Annotated in this window: 19 protein-coding genes and 1 pseudogene; 11 read left to right on the forward strand and 9 right to left on the reverse strand. The window is 60.6% G+C overall.

The annotated features are described in order from the left end of the window. Positions 1 to 31: 31 nt before the first annotated feature. Positions 32 to 1768 carry an IlvD/Edd family dehydratase gene (locus ACOYXH_RS09245; protein WP_108226767.1) on the reverse strand — a complete coding sequence of 579 codons (1737 nt, stop codon included), beginning with the start codon at positions 1766 to 1768 and terminating at the stop codon, positions 32 to 34. A 194-nt stretch (positions 1769 to 1962) separates the two neighbouring features. Here ACOYXH_RS09245 and ACOYXH_RS09250 point away from each other — a divergent pair, with 194 nt between their 5' ends. From ACOYXH_RS09250 to ACOYXH_RS09285, 8 genes are all read left to right on the forward strand, one after another. Next, positions 1963 to 3285 carry an MFS transporter gene (locus ACOYXH_RS09250; RefSeq protein ID WP_077573249.1) on the forward strand — a complete coding sequence of 441 codons (1323 nt, stop codon included), beginning with the start codon at positions 1963 to 1965 and terminating at the stop codon, positions 3283 to 3285. Positions 3286 to 3459: 174 nt separating this feature from the next. Then, entirely contained in the window at positions 3460 to 4452 is a 993-nt protein-coding gene (gene araD1, locus ACOYXH_RS09255; protein WP_186624254.1) for an AraD1 family protein, read from the forward strand. Positions 4453 to 4461: 9 nt separating this feature from the next. Next, positions 4462 to 6042 (forward strand): aldehyde dehydrogenase (NADP(+)), encoded by a 1581-nt coding sequence (locus tag ACOYXH_RS09260; RefSeq protein ID WP_258709696.1) that lies wholly within the window; start codon positions 4462 to 4464, stop codon positions 6040 to 6042. A gap of 156 nt (positions 6043 to 6198) precedes the next feature. Next, on the forward strand, positions 6199 to 6510 hold the full coding sequence (locus ACOYXH_RS09265; RefSeq protein ID WP_134173684.1) for a DUF5629 family protein: 312 nt from the start codon (positions 6199 to 6201) through the stop codon (positions 6508 to 6510). After that, positions 6497 to 7672: a lactonase family protein gene (locus tag ACOYXH_RS09270; protein ID WP_460410548.1), complete on the forward strand. Its 1176-nt coding sequence runs from the start codon at positions 6497 to 6499 to the stop codon at positions 7670 to 7672. The genes ACOYXH_RS09265 and ACOYXH_RS09270 overlap by 14 nt, the downstream gene beginning before the upstream one ends. A 156-nt stretch (positions 7673 to 7828) precedes the next feature. After that, positions 7829 to 8008: a hypothetical protein gene (locus ACOYXH_RS09275; RefSeq protein ID WP_007917967.1), complete on the forward strand. Its 180-nt coding sequence runs from the start codon at positions 7829 to 7831 to the stop codon at positions 8006 to 8008. A 373-nt stretch (positions 8009 to 8381) separates the two neighbouring features. Then, positions 8382 to 8594 (forward strand): hypothetical protein, encoded by a 213-nt coding sequence (locus ACOYXH_RS09280; protein ID WP_093437841.1) that lies wholly within the window; start codon positions 8382 to 8384, stop codon positions 8592 to 8594. Beyond that, a complete protein-coding gene (locus tag ACOYXH_RS09285) occupies positions 8591 to 8848 on the forward strand; it encodes a hypothetical protein (RefSeq protein ID WP_102902177.1) in 258 nt (85 codons plus the stop codon). Before ACOYXH_RS09280 ends, ACOYXH_RS09285 begins: the two co-directional genes overlap by 4 nt. 135 nt (positions 8849 to 8983) lie before the next feature. Here ACOYXH_RS09285 and ACOYXH_RS09290 read toward each other — a convergent pair whose 3' ends face one another. From ACOYXH_RS09290 to ACOYXH_RS09300, 3 genes are read right to left on the reverse strand one after another with little or no spacing between them, the layout of a single operon-like run. After that, complete coding sequence (locus ACOYXH_RS09290) at positions 8984 to 9568, reverse strand: glutathione S-transferase (protein ID WP_460410550.1); 585 nt, start codon at positions 9566 to 9568, stop codon at positions 8984 to 8986. After that, entirely contained in the window at positions 9565 to 13206 is a 3642-nt protein-coding gene (locus ACOYXH_RS09295) for an AAA family ATPase (RefSeq protein WP_460410551.1), read from the reverse strand. The genes ACOYXH_RS09290 and ACOYXH_RS09295 overlap by 4 nt, the downstream gene beginning before the upstream one ends. Then, positions 13203 to 14447, reverse strand: a complete 1245-nt coding sequence (locus ACOYXH_RS09300) for an exonuclease SbcCD subunit D C-terminal domain-containing protein (protein ID WP_093437857.1) — start codon at positions 14445 to 14447, stop codon at positions 13203 to 13205. The genes ACOYXH_RS09295 and ACOYXH_RS09300 overlap by 4 nt, the downstream gene beginning before the upstream one ends. Positions 14448 to 14853: 406 nt before the next feature. Here ACOYXH_RS09300 and ACOYXH_RS09305 point away from each other — a divergent pair. The 3 genes and pseudogenes from ACOYXH_RS09305 to ACOYXH_RS09315 all read left to right on the forward strand — a co-directional run. After that, positions 14854 to 16440 (forward strand): annotated as a pseudogene (locus tag ACOYXH_RS09305) (two-partner secretion domain-containing protein); the annotation flags it as partial. A gap of 219 nt (positions 16441 to 16659) precedes the next feature. Continuing rightward, positions 16660 to 17112 carry a hypothetical protein gene (locus ACOYXH_RS09310; protein ID WP_460064227.1) on the forward strand — a complete coding sequence of 151 codons (453 nt, stop codon included), beginning with the start codon at positions 16660 to 16662 and terminating at the stop codon, positions 17110 to 17112. A 174-nt stretch (positions 17113 to 17286) separates the two neighbouring features. Next, complete coding sequence (locus tag ACOYXH_RS09315; RefSeq protein ID WP_007916505.1) at positions 17287 to 17589, forward strand: hypothetical protein; 303 nt, start codon at positions 17287 to 17289, stop codon at positions 17587 to 17589. A gap of 112 nt (positions 17590 to 17701) precedes the next feature. Here ACOYXH_RS09315 and ACOYXH_RS09320 read toward each other — a convergent pair whose 3' ends face one another. Genes ACOYXH_RS09320 through ACOYXH_RS09340 form a run of 5 tightly spaced genes read right to left on the reverse strand, consistent with a single transcriptional unit; the run spans position 17702 to position 23597 of the window. Further along, the gene (locus ACOYXH_RS09320) at positions 17702 to 19339 is read right to left on the reverse strand and encodes a BatD family protein (RefSeq protein ID WP_460064229.1); all 1638 of its coding nucleotides are present in this window, start codon (positions 19337 to 19339) and stop codon (positions 17702 to 17704) included. Next, positions 19336 to 21075, reverse strand: a complete 1740-nt coding sequence (locus ACOYXH_RS09325) for a tetratricopeptide repeat protein (RefSeq protein WP_460064231.1) — start codon at positions 21073 to 21075, stop codon at positions 19336 to 19338. The genes ACOYXH_RS09320 and ACOYXH_RS09325 overlap by 4 nt, the downstream gene beginning before the upstream one ends. Next, entirely contained in the window at positions 21072 to 22151 is a 1080-nt protein-coding gene (locus ACOYXH_RS09330) for a vWA domain-containing protein (protein WP_095050115.1), read from the reverse strand. Before ACOYXH_RS09330 ends, ACOYXH_RS09325 begins: the two co-directional genes overlap by 4 nt. Further along, positions 22144 to 22656, reverse strand: a complete 513-nt coding sequence (locus ACOYXH_RS09335) for a DUF4381 domain-containing protein (protein WP_460064233.1) — start codon at positions 22654 to 22656, stop codon at positions 22144 to 22146. Before ACOYXH_RS09335 ends, ACOYXH_RS09330 begins: the two co-directional genes overlap by 8 nt. Beyond that, positions 22653 to 23597 carry a DUF58 domain-containing protein gene (locus ACOYXH_RS09340; RefSeq protein WP_150652195.1) on the reverse strand — a complete coding sequence of 315 codons (945 nt, stop codon included), beginning with the start codon at positions 23595 to 23597 and terminating at the stop codon, positions 22653 to 22655. Before ACOYXH_RS09340 ends, ACOYXH_RS09335 begins: the two co-directional genes overlap by 4 nt. Positions 23598 to 23599: the final 2 nt, after the last annotated feature.

A 23599-nucleotide genomic window follows, 5' to 3' on the forward strand; every position in this document is an offset into this window, starting at 1 on the left:
CGCGGAGCATGGGAACGATCGGTGGAGAAGGTCAGTGAGAGTGGCGCGGGACTTCAGCGCCGCGGCAGCCTACCAGGAAGTCGAAGTCACAGCCCTGATCCGCCTGCAGCACATGGTCGATGTACAACTGACGATACCCGCCCACCAACAACTGCTGCGGCGGCTGCAGATCCGCCATGCGTGCCGCCAGTTCGGCATCCGGAATATCCAGGTGCAGCCGCCCGGTGGCGCAATCCAGCTCGATCCAGTCGCCTTCCTGCACCGTCGCCAAAGGCCCGCCGGCCGCCGCTTCCGGCGCCACGTGCAAAACCACCGTGCCGTACGCCGTGCCGCTCATCCGCGCATCAGAAATGCGCACCATGTCGGTCACACCCTGTGCCAACAACTTGGCCGGCAAGCCCATGTTGCCGACTTCGGCCATGCCCGGATAACCCTTCGGCCCGCAGTTCTTCATCACCAGAATCGAATCTTTATCGACATCCAGTTCCGGATCGTTGATCCGCGCCTTGTACATGTCGAAGTTCTCGAACACTACCGCGCGGCCGCGATGCTGCATCAATTCCGGGGTCGCGGCGGACGGCTTGAGCACGGCACCCAGTGGCGCCAGATTGCCGCGCAATACGCAAATGCCGCCGTCAGCACGGATCGGATTGTCTAGGGTGCGGATCACTTCGTCCTCGCCATAGATCGGCGCGTCCTTGGTGTTCTCGCCAATCGACTTGCCATTGACCGTCAGTGCATTCGGGTTAGGGATCAGATTGGCTTCACCGAGACGCCGCAGCACTGCCGGCAAACCACCGGCGTAATAGAACTCTTCCATCAGGAAACGCCCCGACGGCTGCAGATCAACGATGGTCGGCATGCCACGACCGATACGGGTCCAGTCGTCCAGATCCAGTTCAACGCCGATGCGTCCAGCGATAGCTTTCAAGTGAATCACCGCGTTGGTCGAACCACCGATGGCGGCGTTGACCCGGATGGCGTTTTCGAAGGCTTCCTTGGTGAGGATCTTCGACAGTTTCAAATCTTCGCGAACCATCTCCACTGCACGCATACCGGACATGTGCGCCAACACATAACGTCGCGCATCCACCGCCGGGATCGCCGCGTTGTGCGGCAGGGAAGTGCCCAGTGCTTCAGCCATGCAGGCCATGGTCGACGCCGTGCCCATGGTGTTGCAAGTGCCTGCCGAACGCGACATGCCACCCTCGGCCGCAAGGAAATCGTCAATCGTGATGGTGCCGGCCTTGACCTGCTCGCTGAGCTGCCAGACCACGGTGCCCGAGCCGATGTCCTTGCCCTTGTGCTTGCCGTTGAGCATCGGCCCGCCAGTCACAACAATCGCCGGCACATCGCAACTCGCCGCGCCCATCAGCAGCGCTGGAGTGGTTTTGTCGCAACCGGTCAGCAGCACCACGCCGTCGATCGGGTTGCCGCGAATGGCCTCTTCAACGTCCATGCTCGCCAGGTTGCGAGTGAGCATGGCGGTCGGGCGCAGGTTCGATTCGCCGTTGGAGAACACCGGGAATTCCACTGGAAAACCACCGGCCTCGATCACCCCGCGTTTGACGTGCTCCGCGATCTGGCGGAAGTGCGCGTTGCACGGGGTCAGTTCCGACCAGGTGTTGCAGATGCCGATGATCGGCTTGCCATGGAACTGGTGGTCGGCGATGCCCTGATTCTTCATCCAGCTGCGGTACATGAAGCCGTTCTTGTCGGCCGTGCCAAACCATTGGGCGGAGCGCAGGGTGGGTTTCTTATCAGACATGATCGATTCTCTTATTGTATGACTATAGTGTTCCAGCTACGGCCTAATCTAAGCGCAAAATCCTAGGTTTGGAAGTGTTGTTGGTGAATTAGTATTACTATATAGTCGTTTTCGACGGAGGGATGGCCCTGACGGTTTTTCCGTGAGAGGCGTCCCCCGAGGTTCTATAAAAACAACAATCGGAGACCGATCTCATGAGCCAGGAACTGCGGCTAATCCGGCGCATTACGCTGAAACTGATTCCCTTCCTGATCCTGCTGTACCTGATCGCCTATGTGGATCGCTCCGCCGTCGGCTTCGCCAAGCTGCACATGGGCGCTGACATCGGCATCGGCGACGCCGCCTACGGCCTCGGTGCCGGGCTGTTCTTCATTGGCTACTTCCTTCTCGAAATCCCCAGCAACCTGATGCTCGAACGCTTCGGCGCACGGCGCTGGTTTGCGCGGATCATGATCACCTGGGGCGCGATCACCATCGGCATGGCCTTCGTTCAGGGCCCGCACAGTTTCTACGTGATGCGCTTTCTGCTCGGCGCGGCCGAGGCGGGGTTCTTCCCCGGCGTTCTCTACTACATCACCCAATGGTTCCCGGTGCGCCATCGCGGCAAGATCCTTGGCCTGTTCATCCTCTCCCAGCCGATCGCGATGATGATCACCGGCCCGGTGTCCGGCGGTTTGCTCGGCATGGACGGCGTCCTTGGCCTGCACGGCTGGCAGTGGCTGTTCATCGTCATCGGCACCCCGGCGATCCTCCTGACCTGGCCAGTGCTGCGCTGGTTGCCTGACGGTCCGCAACAAGTGAAATGGATGGATCAAGCCGAGAAAGACTGGCTGACCGGTGAGCTGAAAAAGGATCTGCAGGAGTACGGCCAGACCCGCCACGGCAACCCGCTGCATGCGCTGAAAGACAAACGTGTGTTGCTGCTGGCGCTGTTTTATCTGCCGGTGACGTTGAGCATTTATGGCCTCGGTCTATGGTTACCGACGCTGATCAAACAGTTCGGCGGCAGTGATCTGGTCACCGGTTTTGTGTCGTCGGTGCCGTATATCTTCGGGATCATCGGCTTGCTCATCATCCCGCGCAGTTCCGATCGTTTGAATGATCGTTACGGGCATCTGGCTGTACTTTATGTGCTGGGCGCGATTGGCTTGTTCCTGAGTGCGTGGCTGTCGCTGCCCGTGGCGCAATTGGCGGCGTTGTGTCTGGTGGCGTTTGCGCTGTTTTCCTGCACAGCGGTGTTCTGGACCTTGCCTGGGCGCTTCTTTGCCGGTGCGAGTGCGGCGGCGGGGATCGCGTTGATCAACTCGGTAGGGAACCTGGGCGGATACATCGGGCCGTTCGTGATCGGGGCGTTGAAGGAGTACACCGGGAATCTCGCGTCCGGCCTGTATTTCCTGTCGGGCGTGATGGTGTTCGGCTTGATCCTGACTGGCGTTGTCTACCGCGTGCTGGAACGCAAACACGTCCTGCCGGTTGACCAATTTGCCGCCAGCGCCCGTGGCGCTACCCGAACCTGAACCCCATCGACCCATCACCACCGAACCTGTGGGAGCTGCGGTGCGACGACTCGACTTGCCAGCGATAGCAATCTGTCAGACACATTAATGCTGAATGTGCCGCCGTCATCGCTGGCAAGCCAGCTGCCACAGGGTTTTGCAGTGTTTCGAAGTTTTGTGTAAAGGAGAGGACATATGCATCTGGTTCAATTCGAATTAAGCAACCGCGAACGCCGCGTCGGCGTGGTCGACAACGATCTGGTGCGCGAAGTGCTAGACGCGCGCAGCGTGCGCGATCTGGCGCTCGCCGCCATCGAAGCCGGCAACACGCTGGAACAGCAAGTGCAGATCCTCGGCCTCGGCATCAGCCACGACTACGCCGAACTGCTCGCGCAACTGCGCATCCTGCCGCCCCTCGATCACCCGGACCCGGCGCACATGCTGGTCAGCGGTACTGGCCTGACTCACCTGGGTAGCGCCTCGGCCCGCGACAAGATGCACCAGCAGGCCGGCGACGAAGCGGCGATGACCGACACCATGCGCATCTTCAAATGGGGTGTGGAGGGCGGCAAACCGGCGGCGGGGCAGGCCGGTGTGCAACCAGAATGGTTCTACAAAGGCGACGGCAGTATTGTCGTTCGCCCGGGTCAGCCGTTCCCGGTGCCGCCGTTTGCTGAAGACGCTGGCGAAGAACCAGAGATGGCCGGCCTCTACCTCATTGGCAACGACGGCAAGCCTTATCGCCTGGGCTTTGCGGTGGGCAACGAGTTCTCCGATCACATCATGGAGCGCAAGAATTACCTGTACCTCGCGCACTCGAAATTGCGCAGTTGCAGTTACGGCCCGGAACTTCGCACCGGTGAACTGCCTCAACATCTGGCAGGCACCAGTCGCATCCTGCGTGACGGCGAAGTGCTCTGGCAGAACGAGTTTCTCAGCGGCGAGGCGAACATGTGCCACAGCCTCGCCAACCTCGAATACCACCATTTCAAGTACAGCCAGTTCCTGCGTCCGGGGGATGTGCACATTCACTTCTTCGGCACCGCGACCCTGTCGTTCGCCGATGGCATCCGCACCCAGCCGGGCGACGTCTTCGAAATCAGCCAGGCCGAATTCGGCGCCCCGCTGGTCAACGGCATCGTCCCGGTTCCGGCGGCATTTGAACCGGACAGCATCGGCACCCTTTAAGGAGATCCCATGACTCAGATTCTCGGTCACAACTACATTGGTGGTCAGCGCAGCGCCGCTGGCGACGTCAAACTGCACTCCGTCGATGCCACGACGGGCGAGCAGTTGCCGCACGATTTCATTCAGGCCACGGTTGAGGAAGTCGACGCAGCGGCCAAAGCTGCCGCTGTCGCGTACCCGGCTTATCGCAGCCTCAGCGCCGAACGCCGCGCGCAGTTTCTCGACGCAATTGCTGATGAACTGGATGCCCTCGGTGATGATTTCGTCGCCGTGGTCTGCCGCGAAACGGCGTTGCCCGCCGGACGCATTCAGGGCGAGCGCGGACGCACCAGCGGGCAGATGCGTCTGTTCGCCAAGGTTCTGCGTCGGGGTGATTTCTACGGTGCGCGGATTGATCTGCCGTTGCCGGATCGCCAGCCATTGCCACGTCCTGATCTGCGCCAATACCGCATCGGCCTCGGTCCTGTTGCGGTGTTCGGCGCAAGCAACTTTCCACTGGCGTTTTCCACGGCGGGCGGCGACACCGCTGCGGCGCTGGCCGCCGGTTGCCCGGTGGTGTTCAAGGCCCACAGCGGTCACATGGCCACGGCTGAGCTGGTCGCTGACGCGGTGATTCGTGCAGCGGAAAAAACCGCGATGCCTGCCGGTGTGTTCAACATGATCTACGGCGGTGGCGTCGGTGAATGGCTGGTCAAGCACCCAGCGATTCAGGCAGTCGGTTTCACCGGTTCGCTCAGAGGCGGACGTGCGCTGTGCGACATGGCCGCTGCACGCCCGCAACCGATCCCGGTGTTTGCCGAGATGTCGAGCATCAACCCGGTGATCGTCCTGCCGCAGGCCCTTGCCGAGCGTTCGGAAACGGTTGCCCGCGACTTGACTGCTTCAGTGGTGCAGGGCTGCGGTCAGTTCTGCACCAATCCGGGCCTGGTCATCGGCATCCGCTCGCCAGAGTTCAGCGCGTTCGTGCAGCAGGTTGCGGGTTTGATCGGTGATCAACCGGCGCAAACCATGCTCAACGCCGGCACCCTCGGCAGCTACGGTAATGGCTTGCAGAAACTGTTGGCGCATCCCGCCATTGAGCATCTGGCCGGCAATCCGCAGCAGGGTAATCAGGCTCAGCCGCAATTGTTCAAGGCCGATGCGAGCCTGTTGATCGATGGCGATGAAGTGCTGCAGGAAGAAGTGTTCGGCCCGACCACGGTGATTGTCGAAGTGGCGGACAAGGCGCAACTGAGTGCCGCATTGCACGGCCTGCATGGGCAACTGACCGCGACGATCATTGGCGAGCAGGCGGACTTTGAACGTTTCCCTGAGCTGACGCCGTTGCTGGAACAGAAGGTCGGGCGGATCCTGCTTAACGGTTATCCGACCGGTGTCGAGGTGTGTGATTCGATGGTGCATGGCGGGCCGTATCCGGCGACGTCTGATGCTCGTGGCACGTCGGTGGGCACGCTGGCCATCGACCGTTTCTTGCGTCCGGTGTGCTTCCAGAATTACCCGGACAGCTTGCTGCCCGAGCCGCTGAAGAACGCCAACCCGCTGCGCATCCAGCGCCTCGTCGACGGCAAGCCCTCACGCGACGCCCTCTGACACGCTGCCCCTGTAGGAGCTGCCGAAGGCTGCGATCTTTTGATCTTGATCTTAAAAAACAAAATCAAAAGATCGCAGCCTTCGGCAGCTCCTACTCGGGGAGTCGAGCGCCATGAGCTATCATTGGCCCTTTCCCCCCTAGAAAGACTGTTTGCCATGACTGCCCAAACCCTTCTCAACGCCCTCGAACACTGCGGTATGGTCGAAATCGACGGCCTGCATGCCTTCGAATTCGCCCTCGATGAAGACGATAACCTGCACATCGAATGCATCGATGGCCGAGCGGCCAAGCATTGGGAATTCACTCCGGCTCAGGTTGCAGCAGCAACATTTGATGACTCCCTGCAAAGCTGGCTGATCGTCGGTTATTTCAATGAAACCAAAGCGATCGGCGAACACCGCCTGGTCTGCCACGGTGACGTAATCAGCAGCAGCGACGATGAGGAAGAATCTGATGAAAATGCGTAAATTCTGGCCGCTGCTGATGGCCGGCAGCGTCGGCGCCATGGGCCTGTCCACGGCGTACGCCGAAAGCTTCCAGTTGCTGGTTGGCTCCTACACCGCTGGCACCAGCCAGGGCATCTATCGCATGAACTTCGACAGCGCCACCGGCCAGATCGACGCCAAACCGCTGCAAGTGGTCAAGAGCGAAAATCCGTCGTGGCTGACCCTGTCCAAAGACCAGCATCGCTTGTTCGTGGTTAATGAAAACGGCCCCGGCCAGAAAGATCCGGTCGGGCGTGTCAGCAGCTATTCGATCGACGCGAAGACTTACGCCCTGAGCCTGATCAATCAGGTGCAGAGCCTGGGCAACGAGCCGACTCATTCGAGCCTCAGTGGCGATGCCAGCCATCTGTTCGTCAGCAACTACTCGGTGGTGGAAGACCCGGGTGGAACGCTGGCGGTACTGCCGGTGGGTGCTGACGGCAAACTCAAACCGGTGGTGCAGATGAGCGCGCACCCGGCGAGCCGGGTCAACCCGGAGCGCCAGGCCTCCAACCACGTCCATTCGACGGTCTCTTCGCCGGACGGCCGCTACGTGTTCTCCAATGATCTGGGCGCGGACAAGGTTTTCATTTATCAATTCGATCCGAAAGCCAACCCGGAGCTGCCGCTGACCCCAGCGAAAGCTGCATCCGTGGCGTTGCCTGCCGGCAGCGGCCCGCGTCATTTGCTGTTCAGTGCTGACGGTAAACACGCTTGGCTGACCATGGAAATGAGCGCGCAGGTCGCGGTGTTCGACTACCACGACGGCGTGCTGACCCAGACGCAACTGGTCGATCTGGCCGCCGGCCAGCCGACTTCGGACAAGGCTGCGGCGGCGCTGCACGCTTCGGCGGATGGCAAGTTCCTCTACGTCAGCAACCGTGGCACCGCTAATCAGCTGGTGGTGTTCGCGATCGATCCGGCGAGTGGCCAGCTCAAAGAACTGCAAAAGCGCTCGGTGGAAGGTGATCACCCGCGCGAGTTCAGCCTCGATCCAAGTGGCAAATTCCTGCTGATTGCCAACCAGAAGAGCAACGAAATTGTCGTCGTCGAGCGCGATGGCAAGACCGGTCTGCTCGGCAAAACCGTGCAGAAACTGCCGATGGACGCGCCCAGCGACCTCAAGTTTATCGTGCGACAATAAGCCACAGGCCCCGGTTTAAGGGGCCTGTCTCTTTGTATTAATCGCGCTGATATCCGGTAATGCTACAAAGCATTTCAAGCGATCAACCCTTGAGCGTTAAGTTTGCTTCACAGCCCAACCGGGCAAGCAAGCCAACCGAACACGAGGGTTACCGCCATGAACTTCAATCTCTTCTCCGTGATTGCCGCTTCCGCCATCTCCGCCACCGTTGTGCTGCCAGCCAGTGCCAACGTTGAAATCAACAGCAAAAAATCCCACACCCAGAGCTACACCCAGAAATACCTGCAACAGAGCGCCAACTTCTACGCCGCCCTGGATCACAAAGCCCAACACTGAAATGCCCGCTTCGAACAACTCCCTGTAGGAGCTGCCGAAGGCTGCGATCTTTTGATCTTGTTTGATCGTTCCCACGCTCTGCGTGGGAATGCCTCTAGGGACGCTCTGCGTCCAGTGACGCGGAGCGTCACGGGCTGCATGCTCACGCAGAGCGTGGGAACGATCGGAAAAAGCAAAATCAAAAGATCGCAGCCTTCGGCAGCTCCTACACGTGTGCGCGTGTTTTTCGCGACCTGATAGGTTTTTTCAAACCTGCAAATAGACTGGCTAAATAATCAACGAAGCTGATGTTTACTATGGAAAACCCTGAGTGGTTGCCACGGCTTTTTTGATCGATTCTGTGGACATCGAAACATGCCCACGGGAGAACACCATGGCCAGCGCAATCCTTCATTCAGCCAAACGCGGCGCTTACCTGGCCATCGGTCTTTATCTGGCCGTGGTGTTGGTCGTGAGCATCGCCTCGCAGATGGAACACAGTTTCGAAGCGCCGATTCAAGTCGCCCACCCCGGCGTACAGTTCGAAGTTCGCTCGCAAAGCGTGATGGTCGACCGGGCTGAACTCGCAGGAGTTGGCGGAGCATGAAAGGCTACAGACTTTGGGTTGTCGCCGGTTTAGCGTTCTTCACCAACGGCGCTTCATTACTGGGAATCGGCCAAGGCTCGGTGGGTGCATTGGCCCGCGCCATAGAGGCCAATCACACCATCGCGCACAACATCGAACGGGCGAATACCCTGGGGCTGATGGCCGGCAATCCACCGGTAAAAGTCTCGGCTGATTTTCTCGGGCCGTTCGAGATAGATTGCATGGCACTCGGCATGTGCAACGCGCTGGCATAGACAACACGATTGATCGTTCCCACGCTCCGCGTGGGAATGCAGCCCCGGACGCTCCGCGTCCGATTGGAACGCAGAGCGTCCCTTGAGGCATTCCCACGCAGAGCGTGGGGAACGATCAAAGCAGGAAGGTAAGGGTTATTTCTTCATGATCGAAGTGAAGAGCTCGGATTCGAGGAAGCGCAGCAACCAGACCTGTAAGCGAACATAAGGCGTCTGCGCAAACCACTCACGATCAACATGGGCAAACTGCCGCACGAAGGGCAGCAGGGCGATATCCGCCAGGCTGGGATGATCGCCCAGCAAATATTCGCGACCTTCAAGCAGCTCCTCCAGCCTCTGCAAGTACAGCGCCCCCTCAGCCCGATAAATCTCCATCGGTTGCTCCGGGTAACGTTCGGCGTACTTGTAGCGATTCAAATGCACTTTGAACCCTTGATCATTCGCTTCGATCAATTCAGCAATCCGCGAGTCGCCATCAAGCAACCAATCCTGCGGATCATTCTGCGCCAACGCCCAGCGCATGATCTCCAGACTCTCGTCAATCACCTGCCCACCGGCATCCAGCACCGGCACCGTGCCCTTGGGCGAGATCGCCAGCATCGCGGCCGGCTTGGCCTTGAGACTGACCTCAACGATCTCCACCGGCACGTTCGAATAACGCAGCGCCATCCGCGCCCGCATCGCGTACGGGCAGCGGCGGAAGGAATACAGCGTGTTCATTTCACCTCCAGGGTGCTCAAACCATTGCCCTGACGCTGTACCTGAATCTGCACCGGGATCCGCTCGTGCATTTCCTGTACGTGGGAAATGACCGCAACCTTGCGACCCTGCGCCTGCAAGCCATCGAGCGCATCCATCGCCAGCTGCAGCGATTCCGGATCGAGGCTGCCAAAGCCTTCATCGATAAACAGCGATTCGATTTTCAGCGTGCTCGACGCCATCGATGCCAGGCCCAACGCCAGCGCCAGCGACACCAGGAACGTCTCGCCGCCAGACAACGAATGCACCGAACGCAGCTCATCGCCCATTTCCGTGTCCATCACCAGCAGGCCGAGCATGCTGCCGCCGCGTTTCAAGCGATAGCGTTTGACCAGTTGCCGCAGTTGCACGTTGGCGTGATGCACCAGCAGGTCGAGGTTGTAGGCCTGGGCGATCTTGCGGAAGGTGTCGCCGGTCGCAGAACCGATCAAGGCACTCAATCGCGCCCAGCGCTGATATTCGGCATAGGCCGAGGCGATCTGCTGCGCCAGCGCCTGATTGGCGTTTTGCCGGCGCTGGTCTTCGACCTGTTCGGCACGCATTTCGGCGCATTGCTGTTCGCTGACGGTGAACTGGTTCTGCAGGTCGGTGAGGGCGCTGGCGAGCTGTTCGGCATCAAGGTTGCCGTTGTGCTGCGCCTGATGATCGAGCAGACGCTGGTCACGCTCCTGCAACAACACCTTGGCTTGTTCGATGGCTTTTTCATTGTGTTGCAGACGCTGACGCAGCTCGGCGACTTGCGCGTCGTCAACTCGCAACAGGTCTTCGAGGCCACCGTCATCCAGCTCCGGATGGCGGGCGCGCCAGTCGGCAATCTTGCCGGCCAGATCCAGCGCTTCGTCTTCCAGTGCCTGCAAACGTTCCTGCTGCGCCTTAAGCTCGGCAGCGTTCTGCACGAGTTGCGTGCGCACGCTTTGCAGTTCCTGCGCGGTGCCGGTTTCGGCATTGCGCGCCTGCTCAACCGCTTGCTCAAGCTGCTGCTGCCAGTGCTCGGCGCTGCTGTGCTCGCCAAGCAATTGCGCGAGTTTCTGCTGGCAGGTGAGCTGCTGCTCGGTCAGCGACGTGAATTGCTGATCGGCGCTGAGCAACTGCTGTGCACGGGTCTGTTGGCGGTCCTGTTCTTTCTCCAGCGTCTGTTGCCGCTGTTGTTGCTCGGCCTGTTCTTCCTTGTGCTGTTCGACCTGCGCGAGACGTTCGGCGATCTGCCGGTCAAGCTGCAGGAACGTTGCCGCCGGCTCCTTTCGCAGGGCTTCAAGGGTGTCGGTCGGCAGCAGATTGCCGAACGCGGCCAGTTCTTCGTCGAGGCGCTGACGATCGCTGCTCAACTCGCGCTGCTGATTGCTCAGGTGCTGCGCCGCTTGCTGATGCGCGGTTTCGGCCTGACGCAATTGCTGGGTCAGCCGCGCGGCATCCTGTTGCAGGGTGAGCAGGGCGTTCTGGCGTTGTTCGTCCTGAGTGATGCTCTGGTTCAGTTGCTCGCTTTGCCGGGCGAGCCAGGCATCGCGCTTGTCGGCATCCTGATTGAACAACTGCGCGGACAGCGGATGCGCGTCGAGGCTCGGCGCCAACGCTTGCTGCTGGGCGGCCAGTTGTTCTTGCTGTTGCAGCAGTTCTTTCTGCTGAGCAATGACGCCAACGACTTCGGCGCGCAGTTCAGTGAGTTTTTCCTTGAGCTGATCGACGACTTTCTGGGCGTTGGCCTGCTCGCTTTCATCATGACGACCAAGGCTTTGCAGCAGCGCTTCGGGCTGATGATAGGGATGCTCGTTGCTGCCGCAGACCGGGCACGGCTGATCGTCCTGCAACTGCGCGCGCAATTCTTCGACACTGGCACTGCGCGCCAGACGCTGGCGTTCAAGCAGCTCGCGAGTGACGTTGAGGGTTTGCTCGGCGATGGTCAGCTCGGCTTTGGTTTTCACGCCGTCCTGAGTCAGGCGTTCGCGTTCCTGCTGGGCGCTGAGCTGGCGCTGTTGCAACTCGGCGCTGCGTTTGTCCAGATCCTGTTGCGTGGACCACAGGCGCGACAGGTCTTCGAAGGCGCGCAGTTGTTTACGGTTGTCCTGCAGCAGCGTGCCGAGGATGCCGATCTGCTCAGCGACGGCGTCGGGTTCGGCGCCGGCCTCTTTGAACAGTACTTCCAGTTGCTGCTTTTGCGTGGTCAGCTCTGCGGCGCTGCGCGTGGCGTTTTCTTCGAGGCTCGCCAGTTCCGCCTGACCCTTGTTCAGGCGATTGCCGATCAACATCAACTGTTGCAGGCGATCGCGGTAGGCATTCCACGCATCACTCAGCGGTGCCAGATGGGTACTTTGCTCCAGCTCAGCGGCGATGCGTTGCAGGCGTTCGGCGACTTGGGTCTGTTTATCCAGCAAGGCTTGAATGGCGTTCTGGCCTTCGGTGCAAGCCTGCTGCGCATTGAGCCTGGCTTCGGTACTTTGCGCGACATCCTTGGCCAGACGGGCGAGGGTGCTTTGCTCTTCGAAGGCCTGACGCAATAGCGGCGCGTTTTCACTTTGCCGTTGCTGCGCTTCGCTCAGGGCAACTTTCGCCGCTTCCAGAGTTTGCTCCAGTTGCGTCTGGCGCTCAGTCAGTTCGGCATTTTGCCGGGTGTGCGCGGCGATTTGCGCGGCCAGTGGCGTCAGCAGGGCATCGAGTTCGCTTTTGCGCGCGAACTGATGCCGCTGCGTGCCGAGCTGCTCCAGTCGCGTCAGTTTCACCCGCTCGCCGGCCAGACTTTCCGAATGCTGTTGCGCGCTGTGCAGTTGCTCGGCGGCCGCTTGCTGCGCGTCCTGCAACACACGTAAATCCTTGAGCCAGCCGTGCTGTTGCTCAAGCTGCTTGAGCTGTGCCTGCTGCAACTTCATTTGCTGTTGCGCGGCATTGAAGCGCTCATCCAACTCGGCCCGCGCTTCGGGCGCCAACGGGGTCACGCCGGTCGCCTGATCCTGCAACAGCTTATGCGCTTCGCGGGCTTCTTTAGTCTTGTCGAAGGCGCGGCGGCCGAGACGGGTGTACAGCGCGGTGTCAGTGAGTTTTTCCAACAGTTCGCTGCGGTCGTTGTCGTCGGCCTTGAGGAACGCACTGAACTCGCTCTGGGCCAGCAGCACGGCGCGGGTGAACTGTTCGAAGTTCAGGCCGAGCGCAGCTTCCAGCTGAGTTTTGTATTCACCTTTCTGGCTGGCGAGCAGTTGATCCTGATCGATGTCGCGCAGGCTCTGCCGGCTGGCCTGCAACTTGCCGCCGGCCTTCTCGCGCGCACGGTTAGCTTCCCAACGTGCCCGATAACGACGGCCATCGACACCGACGAAATCCACTTCGGCATAACCTTCGCCGGTGCCGCGACGCAGCAAGGTGCGCGGGTCGCCGGTGGCAATTTCGCCGTCTGCATCCGGGACTTTGGCGTCACGGCCAGTGTTGTTCAGACGCGGCACCGCGCCAAACAACGCCAGGCACAAGGCGTCGAGCAAAGTACTTTTACCCGCGCCGGTCGGGCCGGTAATCGCAAACAAACCGGCACTGGCCAGCGGTTCAGCAGTGAAATCGATTTCGAAAGGCCCGGCCAGCGAGGCCAGGTTCTTCAAGCGAATGGCGAGAATCTTCATGGCTGCTCGCCCTCCAGTTGTACGTCTTGCAGCAGTTCGGCGAAGTCCTTCAGCGTTTGCTCGTCGACCTCACTGCCATAGTTGTCGAGCCAAGCGCGGCTGAACAGTTCCTGCGGAGTGAGCTGGTCGAGTTCGATCAGCGCTGTGCCGTCTTCGACGCCGTCAGCACCACGATTACCGGCGTATTCAGCGGCGATACGCACCAGGCGCACGGCTTTGCCTTGCAGGGCGCTTTCGACTTGATGGCGCAGATCCGGCTGTGGCTCGTCGAGGGTTACGCGCACTTCCAGCCACGGTTGCCGCTGGGTTTCGGCGAGCAGATCGATGTTCGGCAGGTCCGCCAGTTGTAGAAGAATCTCGGCCAGCGGTGCCGGGCCGATGCGCTGCAGATTGACCGAACGCGGGATCAGTTTCGGCTCGACGCTGACCAGCGTTTCGCCGTCGAGGGTGACGTCGAGAATCTGGTGCTGATAGCTGATCTCCGAGAACGACAACGGGATCGGCGAGCCGCTGTAGCGAATCCGCTCTTCACCATTAACCTTCTGCGGCTTGTGCAAATGGCCGAGGGCGACATAACTGATGCTCGGCCCGAACAGGCTGGCGGGCAGGGCTTCAGCGTTACCGATGATCAGGCTGCGCTCGGAATCTTCCGACACCGAACCGCCAGCCATGTGCGCGTGGCTGATGGCGATCAGCGCCTGACCGGGTTGGCGCTTGGCGTTGGCCGCTTCGATCAGCCATTCGTGCACCTGACCGATGCCGCGCAGATAGTTGTCGCCCAGATGCGCGCCCGTCACCTCTGCCGGACGCAGGAACGGCAGCGCCAGGCACCACGCGGCGATTTCGCCTTGGGCATTTGGCAGTGGCAACAGCAAGCGGTCGGCGTCCAGTTGCCCGTCATCCAGCCACAGCACCCGACCCAGCGCGTGGGTGCGCAAACGGCGCATCAACGGCGCGGGCAATTCAATCCGCGAACCGGAGTCGTGGTTGCCGGCGATCATCACGATGGTCAGCAACGGCTGCTGTTCGTGGGCGCTGACGATGAAGTCGTAGAGGCGTTCCTGAGCTTTGACCGGCGGATTGACCGTGTCAAAGATGTCCCCGGCGATCAGCAGCACATCCGGCTGCGCCAGTTGCAGTTGGCGCAGCAGCCATTCGAGGAAGCACGCATGCTCGAAATCGCGCTCCTGGCCGTGCAGGTTTTGCCCAAGGTGCCAGTCGGAGGTGTGGAACAGACGCAAGGTGGACTCCGCAACATTTAAAGAGGTGATGGCCGCGGGGAAATGATGGGCGGCGAAAGAGGGGAGAGTTTACAGATTATTGCGGCGCGAGGGCTTGTTGTGCAGGCCAACGCCTATTCAGCAGGGCGCGGTTTGACACATACCGCTCATCGGGAGCGACAGCTCAAGTGATTCAGAAATTGACGCCAAAATAGTGGCCATCTAATATCGCGCCTCTATTTTGATATCAATGCGCTATTACTGGGTGCAATGGGCCGTTTCACGGCCTGCTCCGAGATCGACATCGTCATTACGTCATCTCTCTATACCCGTCATTTGCTCTGATCGCACCCGTGTGGGCGCCATCAGCAAGTAGTGCGCCTGCCGTCAATCCAACTATTACTGCCGTTGTAAAGAGATCTTCAACATGGACGTTCGCCAGTACGCCTTTCTCGCTCGTCAGCCTGCTGCTGCCATGAAATCCCGCGAGTCATTCCTCGGCATGCCCAAGCGCGGCCTGGCGTTCCTGTTGGCGAACGTGATGTTCTGGCAACCGATGTGGGCGCAGGCCGACGGCATTGTCGTGGCCAACCCCAACACCTCGCTGGATCGCGCCGGCAACGGCGTGCCGATCATCAATATCGCCACGCCCAATGCCAGCGGCCTGTCGCACAACCAGTTCCACGACTACAACGTCGGTGCGCAGGGGCTGATCCTCAACAACGGCTCGACGCAGAATAATCTGACGCAGCTGGGCGGGCACATCATCGACAACCCGAACCTGAAGAACAGCGGTTCGGCGCAGGCGATTCTCAACGAAGTCATCAGCGGCAATCCGAGCCAGTTGCGCGGCTACACCGAAGTGGCGGGGCAGTCGGCGCGGGTGATCGTTGCCAACCCTTATGGCATCACCTGTAATGGCTGCGGTTTCATCAACTCGCCACGGGTGACCTTGACCACCGGCAAACCAGTGCTCGACAACGGTCGTCTGGATCGCTTTCAGGTGGATCAGGGCACGGTGGCCATCGAGGGCGCGGGCCTTAATGCAACCAACGTCGACCGCTTCGAGATCATCACCCGCAGCGCAAAGATCAACGCCGAGATTCAGGCGCAGAACCTGACGATTGTCGCCGGTCGCAACGACGTCAACGCGCAAACCCTCAATGCTACGGCCCGAGCCGATGACGGCAGCGGCAAACCGCAACTGGCCATCGACTCTTCAGCGCTCGGCGGCATGTACGCCGGCGCGATCAAACTGGTCGGCACCGAGGCCGGGGTCGGGGTGAAACTCGACGGCAAACTGATTGCCAGCGGTGGCGATATCCAGCTCGACGCCAACGGCCAGTTGAGCCTCGCAGAAACCTCGGCCACCGGCGCGGTCAACGTCAAGGCCGCCAGCCTTGATGCACGCGGCCCGGTTTACGCCGGCAGCAGCGTTAACGTGCAAACCCAGGGCAACCTGACCAACCGCCAGACCCTCGCGGCTCGCGACAGCATCAGCCTCAGCGCCGGCGGCCAACTGACCAACGCCGGCGCCATCGATGCCGGCGTCAACGCCGACGGCAGCCGCAATGCCAGCGGTGATCTGAGCCTCACCGCGCAAAACCTCGACAACACCGGCAAAACGCTCACCGCCAGCCGCAACCTGACGGTCAACACCGCGCAAACCCTGAACAACCAGAGCGGTACGCTCAGCGGGCAAACCGCCGCGATCACTGCCGGCACGCTGGACAATCGCAACGCCGGCAAAGTGCAGAGCAACACCACCCTGAACCTCAACGCCGCTCAGGTGCTGAACAGTCAGGGTGTGATCAACAGCAACGCCAGCCTCACCGCCAACATCGGCCAGTTGATCAACAGCAACGGCGAACTCAGCAGCCAGACCGACGTGGTTCTCAACGTCACATCATTGGATAACGTTGCCGGCCTGATGAGCGCTGGCCGTCTGCTCGATATCAATGCGATCGGCGCGATCAACAACCGCACCGGCAAGATCGGCGCCAAACAGACCTTGCGGAGGATAATGGGACAGACCACGTTTAGAAAGTGCTCCAAAAACGTATTCTGTCCCCGTTTTACCCTCCGAAAACGTAGTCTGTCCCCGTTTTACGCTTCGTTGCCTGCGCTTCGTGGCAGCATCTCGAAGCGTTTCCTCCTTCATACCGGAGGATAATGGGACAGACCACGTTTAAATAAACGTGGTCTGTCTCGAGGGATCAAAGGTCTTTAATTTATGACAGTTGTGAATGAAGAAGGCCATCTCCTGACTGTTATTGCTGAAATTGGCGTATTGGAGTGGCAAAAGTATCAACAGCGTTTTCCAAAAGTAAGGGTGGGGAATGAAATGCAGCGGGAGGATCATTCTGCGCTGCCACCCTTCATCGCTTTCAGGTTTGAGTGTATTAGCAAGGTTGATATCGACAAGTTGAAGGTCGCCGTGGAAGGCTACAAGGGGGCTTTATCATGGTCGATTGTTGGCCGGTCACGCGAAGGGCTACCCGGGATTAACTGGATGATTGCACCGTCAAGGATGTGGGAGGTGGGTGAGTGTGCTCTGCAAGCAAACATGACGGCAGCGGTCTATTTGTCCATTCATGAACCTTTACTTGCTCCGCTGGCATACAAGGATTTAATTGGACTTGCGGAACATGTTCGTTCTGCGGTAAATGGGGAAGACTACGTTTAAATAAACGTGGGCTGTCCCCGGTTCTGCCCCGGTTCTGCCGGTTCTGCGGTTGAACTAGTTGCTTGGGATTGGGCGATTGAAGTTGACAGGATGTCGAGGCCAACTGTGTCGAGTTTTTCCGCACACATTTAGAAGAGGGGATGATTGGAACAATCAATTTCCGGAGGTGAGAGAGTGATTGCTGAAGATTTTGAACTTGTGACAGCTATTTTTCAGCTGGTTGAGGCCGGAATTGTTCACGGTTATGACGCCTTTCGATACCGCGTTGAATGGGGGGGTAACTATATGGAGGCAGACCTCGCCGTTGAAAAAAATGGCTCAGAAATCTGGGACGCTGAAACTGATTTCAATCATTCGAAAATCTATGCGCTTGTAGAAAAATTACACGAGCATGCAGTCGCTCGCGGTGAGCCCTGGAAGGCATTTGTTCTCTCCTATCGCGAAGGCGAACAAGTGAAAACGAAATTCGACTATTGATTCCGATTGTCTTCTGCCTGTTATCCCTAAAGCAAAATCGAAAGATCGCAGCCTTTGGCAGCGCCTACACATACCCTCTGTAGGAGTTGCCGAAGGCTGCGATTTTTTTCTTTTACTTCGGATAAAGCGGCGGCAACCCGCTATCACCCACCGGATCCTGCACCCGTTCCGCCGCCGGAATAGTCCGGATCGCCCGCCACAAATCCTCACCCTGCCAATGCTGCCCCGTCTCGCTGTACAGCGCACCATTCAACCCATCCAGCGCATCCGACAACGGCACAAACCGCGCCGCCATGTCCGCCAGCGTTTCCGGCTGCTGCCGCGCCCACGCATCCAGTGCCTGCCGCGTCGCCTGCGGGTCATTGGCCTGACTCGCACGCTTGATATCATCCATCAATGTGCGCGGGCTCGGGCCGGTTTGTGCGGCGCGATGCACCGCCGGTTGCCAACGCGCACGCCACCACAGGCCGAAGCCGAGCAGGGTGGTGCAGGCGAGGACGAGCGTGCTGAGTTTCCACCACCACAACACATCGTTATCGACGGCGCTCGGTTGCAGATTGCCGGCCGGGGTGTCGACCTGCAGGCTTGGGTTGTTGGCCACTTGCAGCGTGCGCGCGGGCAGGCTGCTGTGTTCCAGATGGTCTTCGAAGGTGTTCCACCAGACCACGTCCACCGTCGGCAATTCGATGGCGCCGCTGCGACTTGGCACCAGGGCTTCGCGTTCTTCGCGGGTGCCGACAATGCCCCGGTCAGTGCTCTGGTTGCTCAGCACCGGTTGGTCGGGGTAGCGGCGCAGGCCGTTGACGTCGGTGGCGGGCAGCGCCGGCAATTGCGAGGCGGCCAGGCCTTCGACTTTCAACGTCAGGCTGCGGGTCAGGGAATCACCGACCTGAGTGTGTTCCGGTTCCGGGTTCCAGCTTTCGCTGAGGCTCAGGCTGCGCGCGGGCAGCCATGGCGCGTCGACCGGATAGGTCAGGGGTTTGGGTTTGACGGTCAGGGGGATTTCAGAAGAACTGACGCGCATCAGTTTGCCCGGTTTCGGCCCCTGTGCATTGGCGTCCTGAGACGGCTGCGTGTCGACCAGTGTGGCGCTGAAGGTCTGCGGCGCGATGGTCAGCAAACCGCTGTGCTGCGGGTAGATCGCATAGCGCATTTCGATCACGCCATGGCGCACACCGTTGAGGTCTTTTTCGTAGGTACGCGTGTCGCCAAGCTGTTCGATGCGCGCATCGGCGATTTGCAGCGGCGTCAGGCTGCTGTCGTCGTACAGCGACACCGAATGGTAGATGCGCAACGTCAGGATCGCCTGCGCCTGCACATACACGCTGGACTGATCGAGGCTGGCCTCGATGAACACCGGATCAAGGCTGTTCTGGTTCTCGCGGGTGTCGCTTTCGACCACTTGCACGGTGATCGGCTGGCTCTGCGCGTCGCCCAGTTGCAGCGGTGGAATCACCACGCTGCCGTTCTCTTTAGGCAGCAGGGTGATGATCCAGCGCGTGGTCGCGGGGTTGTCGCCATTGAGGGTGTTGAGCTGGTTGACTTGCCGCGTACCGCGCACTTCGAACAACGCTTCCAGTGCGGTCAAATCGGGTTTGCCGAACTGGGTGACGTCGCTGGTTTCGAGGGTGAGTTCGACCGTCTCGCCGGAGTTCAGGCGACTGCGATCCACACTGGCGGTCAGCTCGGCCGCCTGGGCGGTGGCCGTGCAGAGCAGCAGGGGCAGCAAGAGAGCGGTGAAGCGGGTCATCGAGTGTTTTCCTGATCCTGATGTTGTTGCTGTTCGTACCAGAATTTGCGTCGCAGCAGTTCGCCCGGATCATCCGGGATCTTGCCCAGCCATTGTTCCAGTGCCTGGCGTTGCTCGCCTTCGAGGTTGTCTTCACTCGGGCGCAGCGTCGGCACGGTGTCCGTTTGTTCTTCCTCATCGCTGCCCGGCACTTCGTTCGGGCCTGGCTGCGGCGGCGTGGTCGGTGGCGGTTCGCTGGCCGATTCGCTCGGTTGCGCTTCGCTCTGGGTTTCACTTTTTACCGCCGGTGGCGGCGTGGTCGCGGGCGCTGGTTCGTCGCCCGGCAGACTTTGCTGCTCGCTTGGCTTGGTGTCCGGCTCGGCGGGCGGGGGGGCGTTTTTCTGCTTGAGCAGATTTTCCACCAGCGACTTGTTGGTCTGCGCCGGGCGTAAATCCGGTTGCTGTTCCAGTGCCTGCTCATAGGCGTCGATTGCCGCTTCCAGCTCACCGCTTTTCGCCAAGGCGTTGCCACGATTGTAGTGGGCGCGGGCATCGCTGCCTTCGGCGAAGCGCTGGGCGGCGCCACTGTAGTCGCCGGCCTCGTACAACGCCACCCCTTGCCATTGGTGATCGTCAAAATGCTGCGCGGCCTCGGCCGGGCGCTTCTGTTTGAGCAGGTGCAGGCCCTGTTGATCGGGGCGCAGCCACAAATCCTCAAAGTCAAAAGCGTAGCTCGGCTGTGGCAAGCAAAACAGCAACGGCAGGCAGAACAACCAGCCGCGACGCCCGGCACACGCCGCGAGCAGCAACAGCGGCAACAGCAGCCAGTAACCTTGATCGGCCCAGGTATCGAGGCGCACGGTCTGGCCGTCGTCGCGCAGGCTGCGTGGACCGTTGAGCAGGCCGAGCGCGCCAAGATCCGCTTCGTCGAGGCGGGCCGGGTGGTATTCGCCGCCGACGCTGTTGAGGAAAGCGCTCAGGCCCGGACTGTCGAGTTGCGGCACGCGAATCGCGCCCTGTTCGTCCTTGAGGAAACTGCCGTCCTCTTGAGCGATTGGCGCACCTTCGGCGGTGCCGACGCCGAGCATCAACAACTGCGCAGATTGTCCGCTGAGGGCGCGGCGAATGCCTTGGCGTTCTTCTTCGTTCAATGACGAGCCGATCAACAAAATCCGTCCCTGACCGAGCGCGCCCTGTTTCAGCAGGGCCAGCGCTTTGTTCACCGCCAGATCGGCACGATGGCCGCTTTCAGGCATCAACGACGGTTTCAGGGCATCGAGCAAATTACGACTGGTCGCCAGGTCATCCGACAGCGGTACCAGCGTGTGCGCGCTGCCGGCATAGACGACGATGGCGGTCTGCGCATCGCTGCGTGCCTGCAGCAGATCGAAGAGCTTGCGCCGCGCCTGTTCCAGCCGCGTCGGTGGCGAGTCAGTGGCGAGCATTTCCGGGGTCAGTTCCAGTACCACCACCAACGGATCGGCGGGTTTCTGGCTGGTCTGTTCGACGCGCTCCCAACTCGGCCCGAGCAGCGCCAGAACCGTCAGCAGCCATGCCACGCCGAGGGCGATCCACGGCAGTTTGCTGTCGCGACCATTGCCGCCGCTGAGCAGGGTGGCATGAAACGCCGGCGGCAAAATCATCTGCCAGCGCCCGGCGCGCTTCTGCCGATGCCAGAGTTGCCAGATCAGCCAGCCCAGCAGCGGTAGCAACAGCAACCACCACGGACGGAACCAGTGCGGCCAGAGCGCGATCATCGGCGCCTCCGCAGACGCAAGCGCTTAAGGCGCTCACGCCAGTCAGGCAGCGGACTTTGCAGATACAGCTCCTTGGTGAACAGGCGTTGCAGCGGGTTGTCCGGCCACAATTCACGCGCGACCAGCAACAGGCTCAACCACAGCGCCAGCGCCAGAGGCCAGTGATACAAGGCTTGTGCCGGGCGGGCCTGGGTCGGTTGTTGGGTCACGGGTTCGAGTTGGTCCAAGGTATCTTTGATTGCTTGCAGTTCTTTGCCGTCGTGGGCACGGAAATACTGGCCACCGGTGACTTCGGCGATGGCTTTGAGCGCCGGCTCGTCGAGATCCAGACTCGGATTGACGCCGAGCAGGCCGGTCGAACCGCTGTCCTCAGGGTTGGCGCCAATCCCGATTGGATAGATTTTTACGCCTTCGCTCGCAGCGAGTTTTGCCGCCGTCAGCGGATCGATCTCGCCGCCGTTGTTGGCGCCATCAGTGACCAGAATCAGCACACGGCTTTGCGCCGGACGCAGGCGCAGGCGTTTCAATGCCAGACCGATGGCATCACCGATGGCGGTGTTCTTGCCGGCAATGCCGATGCGCGCTTCGTCGAGCCAGACGCGCACGGTGTGGCGATCAAAGGTCAGCGGCGCTTGCAGATAGGCCTGACTGCCAAACAGGATCAGGCCGACACGGTCGCCATCGCGACTTTCGAGGAAATCACCGAGCAGATGTTGCACCAGCGTCAGCCGACTGACTTCTTCGTCCTGCCACTGCATATCCGGGAAATCCATCGAACCGGACACGTCCACCGCCACCAGCAGATCACGCCCACTGGCAGCAATCGGCAGCGGTTCGCCGAGCCATTGCGGGCGGGCGGCGGCGGTCAGCAGTAACAGCCACAAGAGCATGAACGGCGCCTGTTGACGCCACGCCGGCAGATTAGCCCGAGCGCGACGGCGGGCGAGACCTTCGAGGTCGGCGAGGAAACTGACTTTCAGCGCGGGCTCGCCGCTGTCGGCCACTGGCAGCACCAGACGCATCAGCCACGGCAGCGGCACCAGCACAAAGATCCACGGCCAGGCGAACTCAAACATGTTTGCGAATCCATGTATCGACCGCTTGGGTCAGGCCGGCGATGGCTTTGTCATCGAGTTTGCACTCCGGTTTATAGGCGCCTTCGACCAGCACCATCCAACGGGTGAGGCCCGCCGCCGGGCAACGGTTGTCGAGAAAGGCCAGCCATTTACGCCCATTGAGGGTGTGGCTCTGGCTGTAGGGATAGTGGTTGCGGCACAGGCGTTTGAGCAGGCCGTTGAGTTGCTGCAACCACGCCCCGGCCGGAGCACCGTCGTAGGGTTTGGGCATTTGCGCCAGTTCGGCGAGGGCGGCAATGCGCACCGGGTCGAGCGGCTGTTCGGCGCGGACAATCGGGCGTTTTTTCATCGGAATGAAACGGCGCAGACGCCAAACGGCGAAACCCAGCAGCGGCAACAACAGAAGCAGCAACAACAGAAGCAGCAGCCACCAGCCCGGCGCCGGCGGCCAGAAGGCAATCGGTGGCGGCGAGATCAGCGGTTGCAGTTGTTCGAGGCCGTTCATCGACCTTTCCCCGGACGCTGCGGATTGAGGAATTCGCGCATCTGCTCGACCATTTCGCTTTGCGTGCTCAGCGGCATCAGCAGCACCCGCAATTTTTGCGCGAGCAATTCCCAGCGCGCGATGCGTGCTTCGGCCTGGGCGCGATAGGTCTGGCGCAGGTCGAAATTCAGCGTATCGAGTTCGAGTTGCGCGCCGCGTTCGGCGAATCGGAGAAGACCGGCGGCGGGCAGGGCGTGATCGAGGGGATCGGAAATCGGCAGCATCAACAGATCGCAATGGCGCGAGAGCAGGCTCAATTGTTGTTCAGCGCTGTCGGACAACGCACGCTCGTCGCAGATGACAATCACCAGACTGCCCGGGCGTAACACTTCGCGGGCACGGCGCAGGGCCACGCCAAACGCATCACGATCCGGCTCTCGCTCGCTGTGCAGCGACTGATTGACCTTGACCAGACGGTTGAGCAGTTGCAGCAGGCTCTGTTTGCTGCGCCGTGGTTTGATTTCGTAGTGCTCGTTGTCGCCGAACACCAGCCCGCCAACCCGGTCGTTATGCCCCAGCGCGGCCCAACCAATCAAAGCCGCCACTTGCGCTGCCAGTACCGATTTGAACATCAGCCCAGAACCGAAAAACAGCCGTGTGCTTTGCTCGACCATGATGAAAATCGGCCGCTCGCGTTCTTCATGGAACAGCTTGGTGTGCGGTTCTTGCGTGCGCGCCGTTACGCGCCAGTCGATGGTGCGCACGTCGTCGCCGGCCTGATAAACCCGCACCTGATCGAAGTCCACGCCACGGCCACGGAATTTCGAGTGATGCAGGCCGATCAGCGGGCTGCGCTGGCTCGGCGTGGAAAACAGCTGCACTTCACGCACGCGGTGGCGCATCTCGATCAGCTCGGCGAGGCTGACGCGGATACCCGGTTCGGACGGCAGGGGGGCGTTCATGG

It is taken from the genome of Pseudomonas sp. Mb7 (assembly GCF_054790525.1).

Excerpts from the sequence above, each read along its gene's own strand:
- ACOYXH_RS09270 (WP_460410548.1), top strand. The coding sequence starts at position 6,497 with ATGAAAATGCGTAAATTCTGGCCGCTGCTGATGGCCGGCAGCGTCGGC.
- ACOYXH_RS09310 (WP_460064227.1), top strand. The coding sequence starts at position 16,660 with ATGACAGTTGTGAATGAAGAAGGCCATCTCCTGACTGTTATTGCTGAA.
- ACOYXH_RS09265 (WP_134173684.1), top strand. The coding sequence starts at position 6,199 with ATGACTGCCCAAACCCTTCTCAACGCCCTCGAACACTGCGGTATGGTC.
- ACOYXH_RS09320 (WP_460064229.1), bottom strand. The coding sequence starts at position 19,339 with ATGACCCGCTTCACCGCTCTCTTGCTGCCCCTGCTGCTCTGCACGGCC.
- ACOYXH_RS09260 (WP_258709696.1), top strand. The coding sequence starts at position 4,462 with ATGACTCAGATTCTCGGTCACAACTACATTGGTGGTCAGCGCAGCGCC.
- ACOYXH_RS09335 (WP_460064233.1), bottom strand. The coding sequence starts at position 22,656 with ATGAACGGCCTCGAACAACTGCAACCGCTGATCTCGCCGCCACCGATT.
- ACOYXH_RS09285 (WP_102902177.1), top strand. The coding sequence starts at position 8,591 with ATGAAAGGCTACAGACTTTGGGTTGTCGCCGGTTTAGCGTTCTTCACC.
- ACOYXH_RS09330 (WP_095050115.1), bottom strand. The coding sequence starts at position 22,151 with ATGTTTGAGTTCGCCTGGCCGTGGATCTTTGTGCTGGTGCCGCTGCCG.
- ACOYXH_RS09275 (WP_007917967.1), top strand. The coding sequence starts at position 7,829 with ATGAACTTCAATCTCTTCTCCGTGATTGCCGCTTCCGCCATCTCCGCC.
- ACOYXH_RS09290 (WP_460410550.1), bottom strand. The coding sequence starts at position 9,568 with ATGAACACGCTGTATTCCTTCCGCCGCTGCCCGTACGCGATGCGGGCG.
- ACOYXH_RS09245 (WP_108226767.1), bottom strand. The coding sequence starts at position 1,768 with ATGTCTGATAAGAAACCCACCCTGCGCTCCGCCCAATGGTTTGGCACG.
- ACOYXH_RS09295 (WP_460410551.1), bottom strand. The coding sequence starts at position 13,206 with ATGAAGATTCTCGCCATTCGCTTGAAGAACCTGGCCTCGCTGGCCGGG.
- ACOYXH_RS09250 (WP_077573249.1), top strand. The coding sequence starts at position 1,963 with ATGAGCCAGGAACTGCGGCTAATCCGGCGCATTACGCTGAAACTGATT.
- ACOYXH_RS09280 (WP_093437841.1), top strand. The coding sequence starts at position 8,382 with ATGGCCAGCGCAATCCTTCATTCAGCCAAACGCGGCGCTTACCTGGCC.
- araD1 (WP_186624254.1), top strand. The coding sequence starts at position 3,460 with ATGCATCTGGTTCAATTCGAATTAAGCAACCGCGAACGCCGCGTCGGC.
- ACOYXH_RS09340 (WP_150652195.1), bottom strand. The coding sequence starts at position 23,597 with ATGAACGCCCCCCTGCCGTCCGAACCGGGTATCCGCGTCAGCCTCGCC.
- ACOYXH_RS09325 (WP_460064231.1), bottom strand. The coding sequence starts at position 21,075 with ATGATCGCGCTCTGGCCGCACTGGTTCCGTCCGTGGTGGTTGCTGTTG.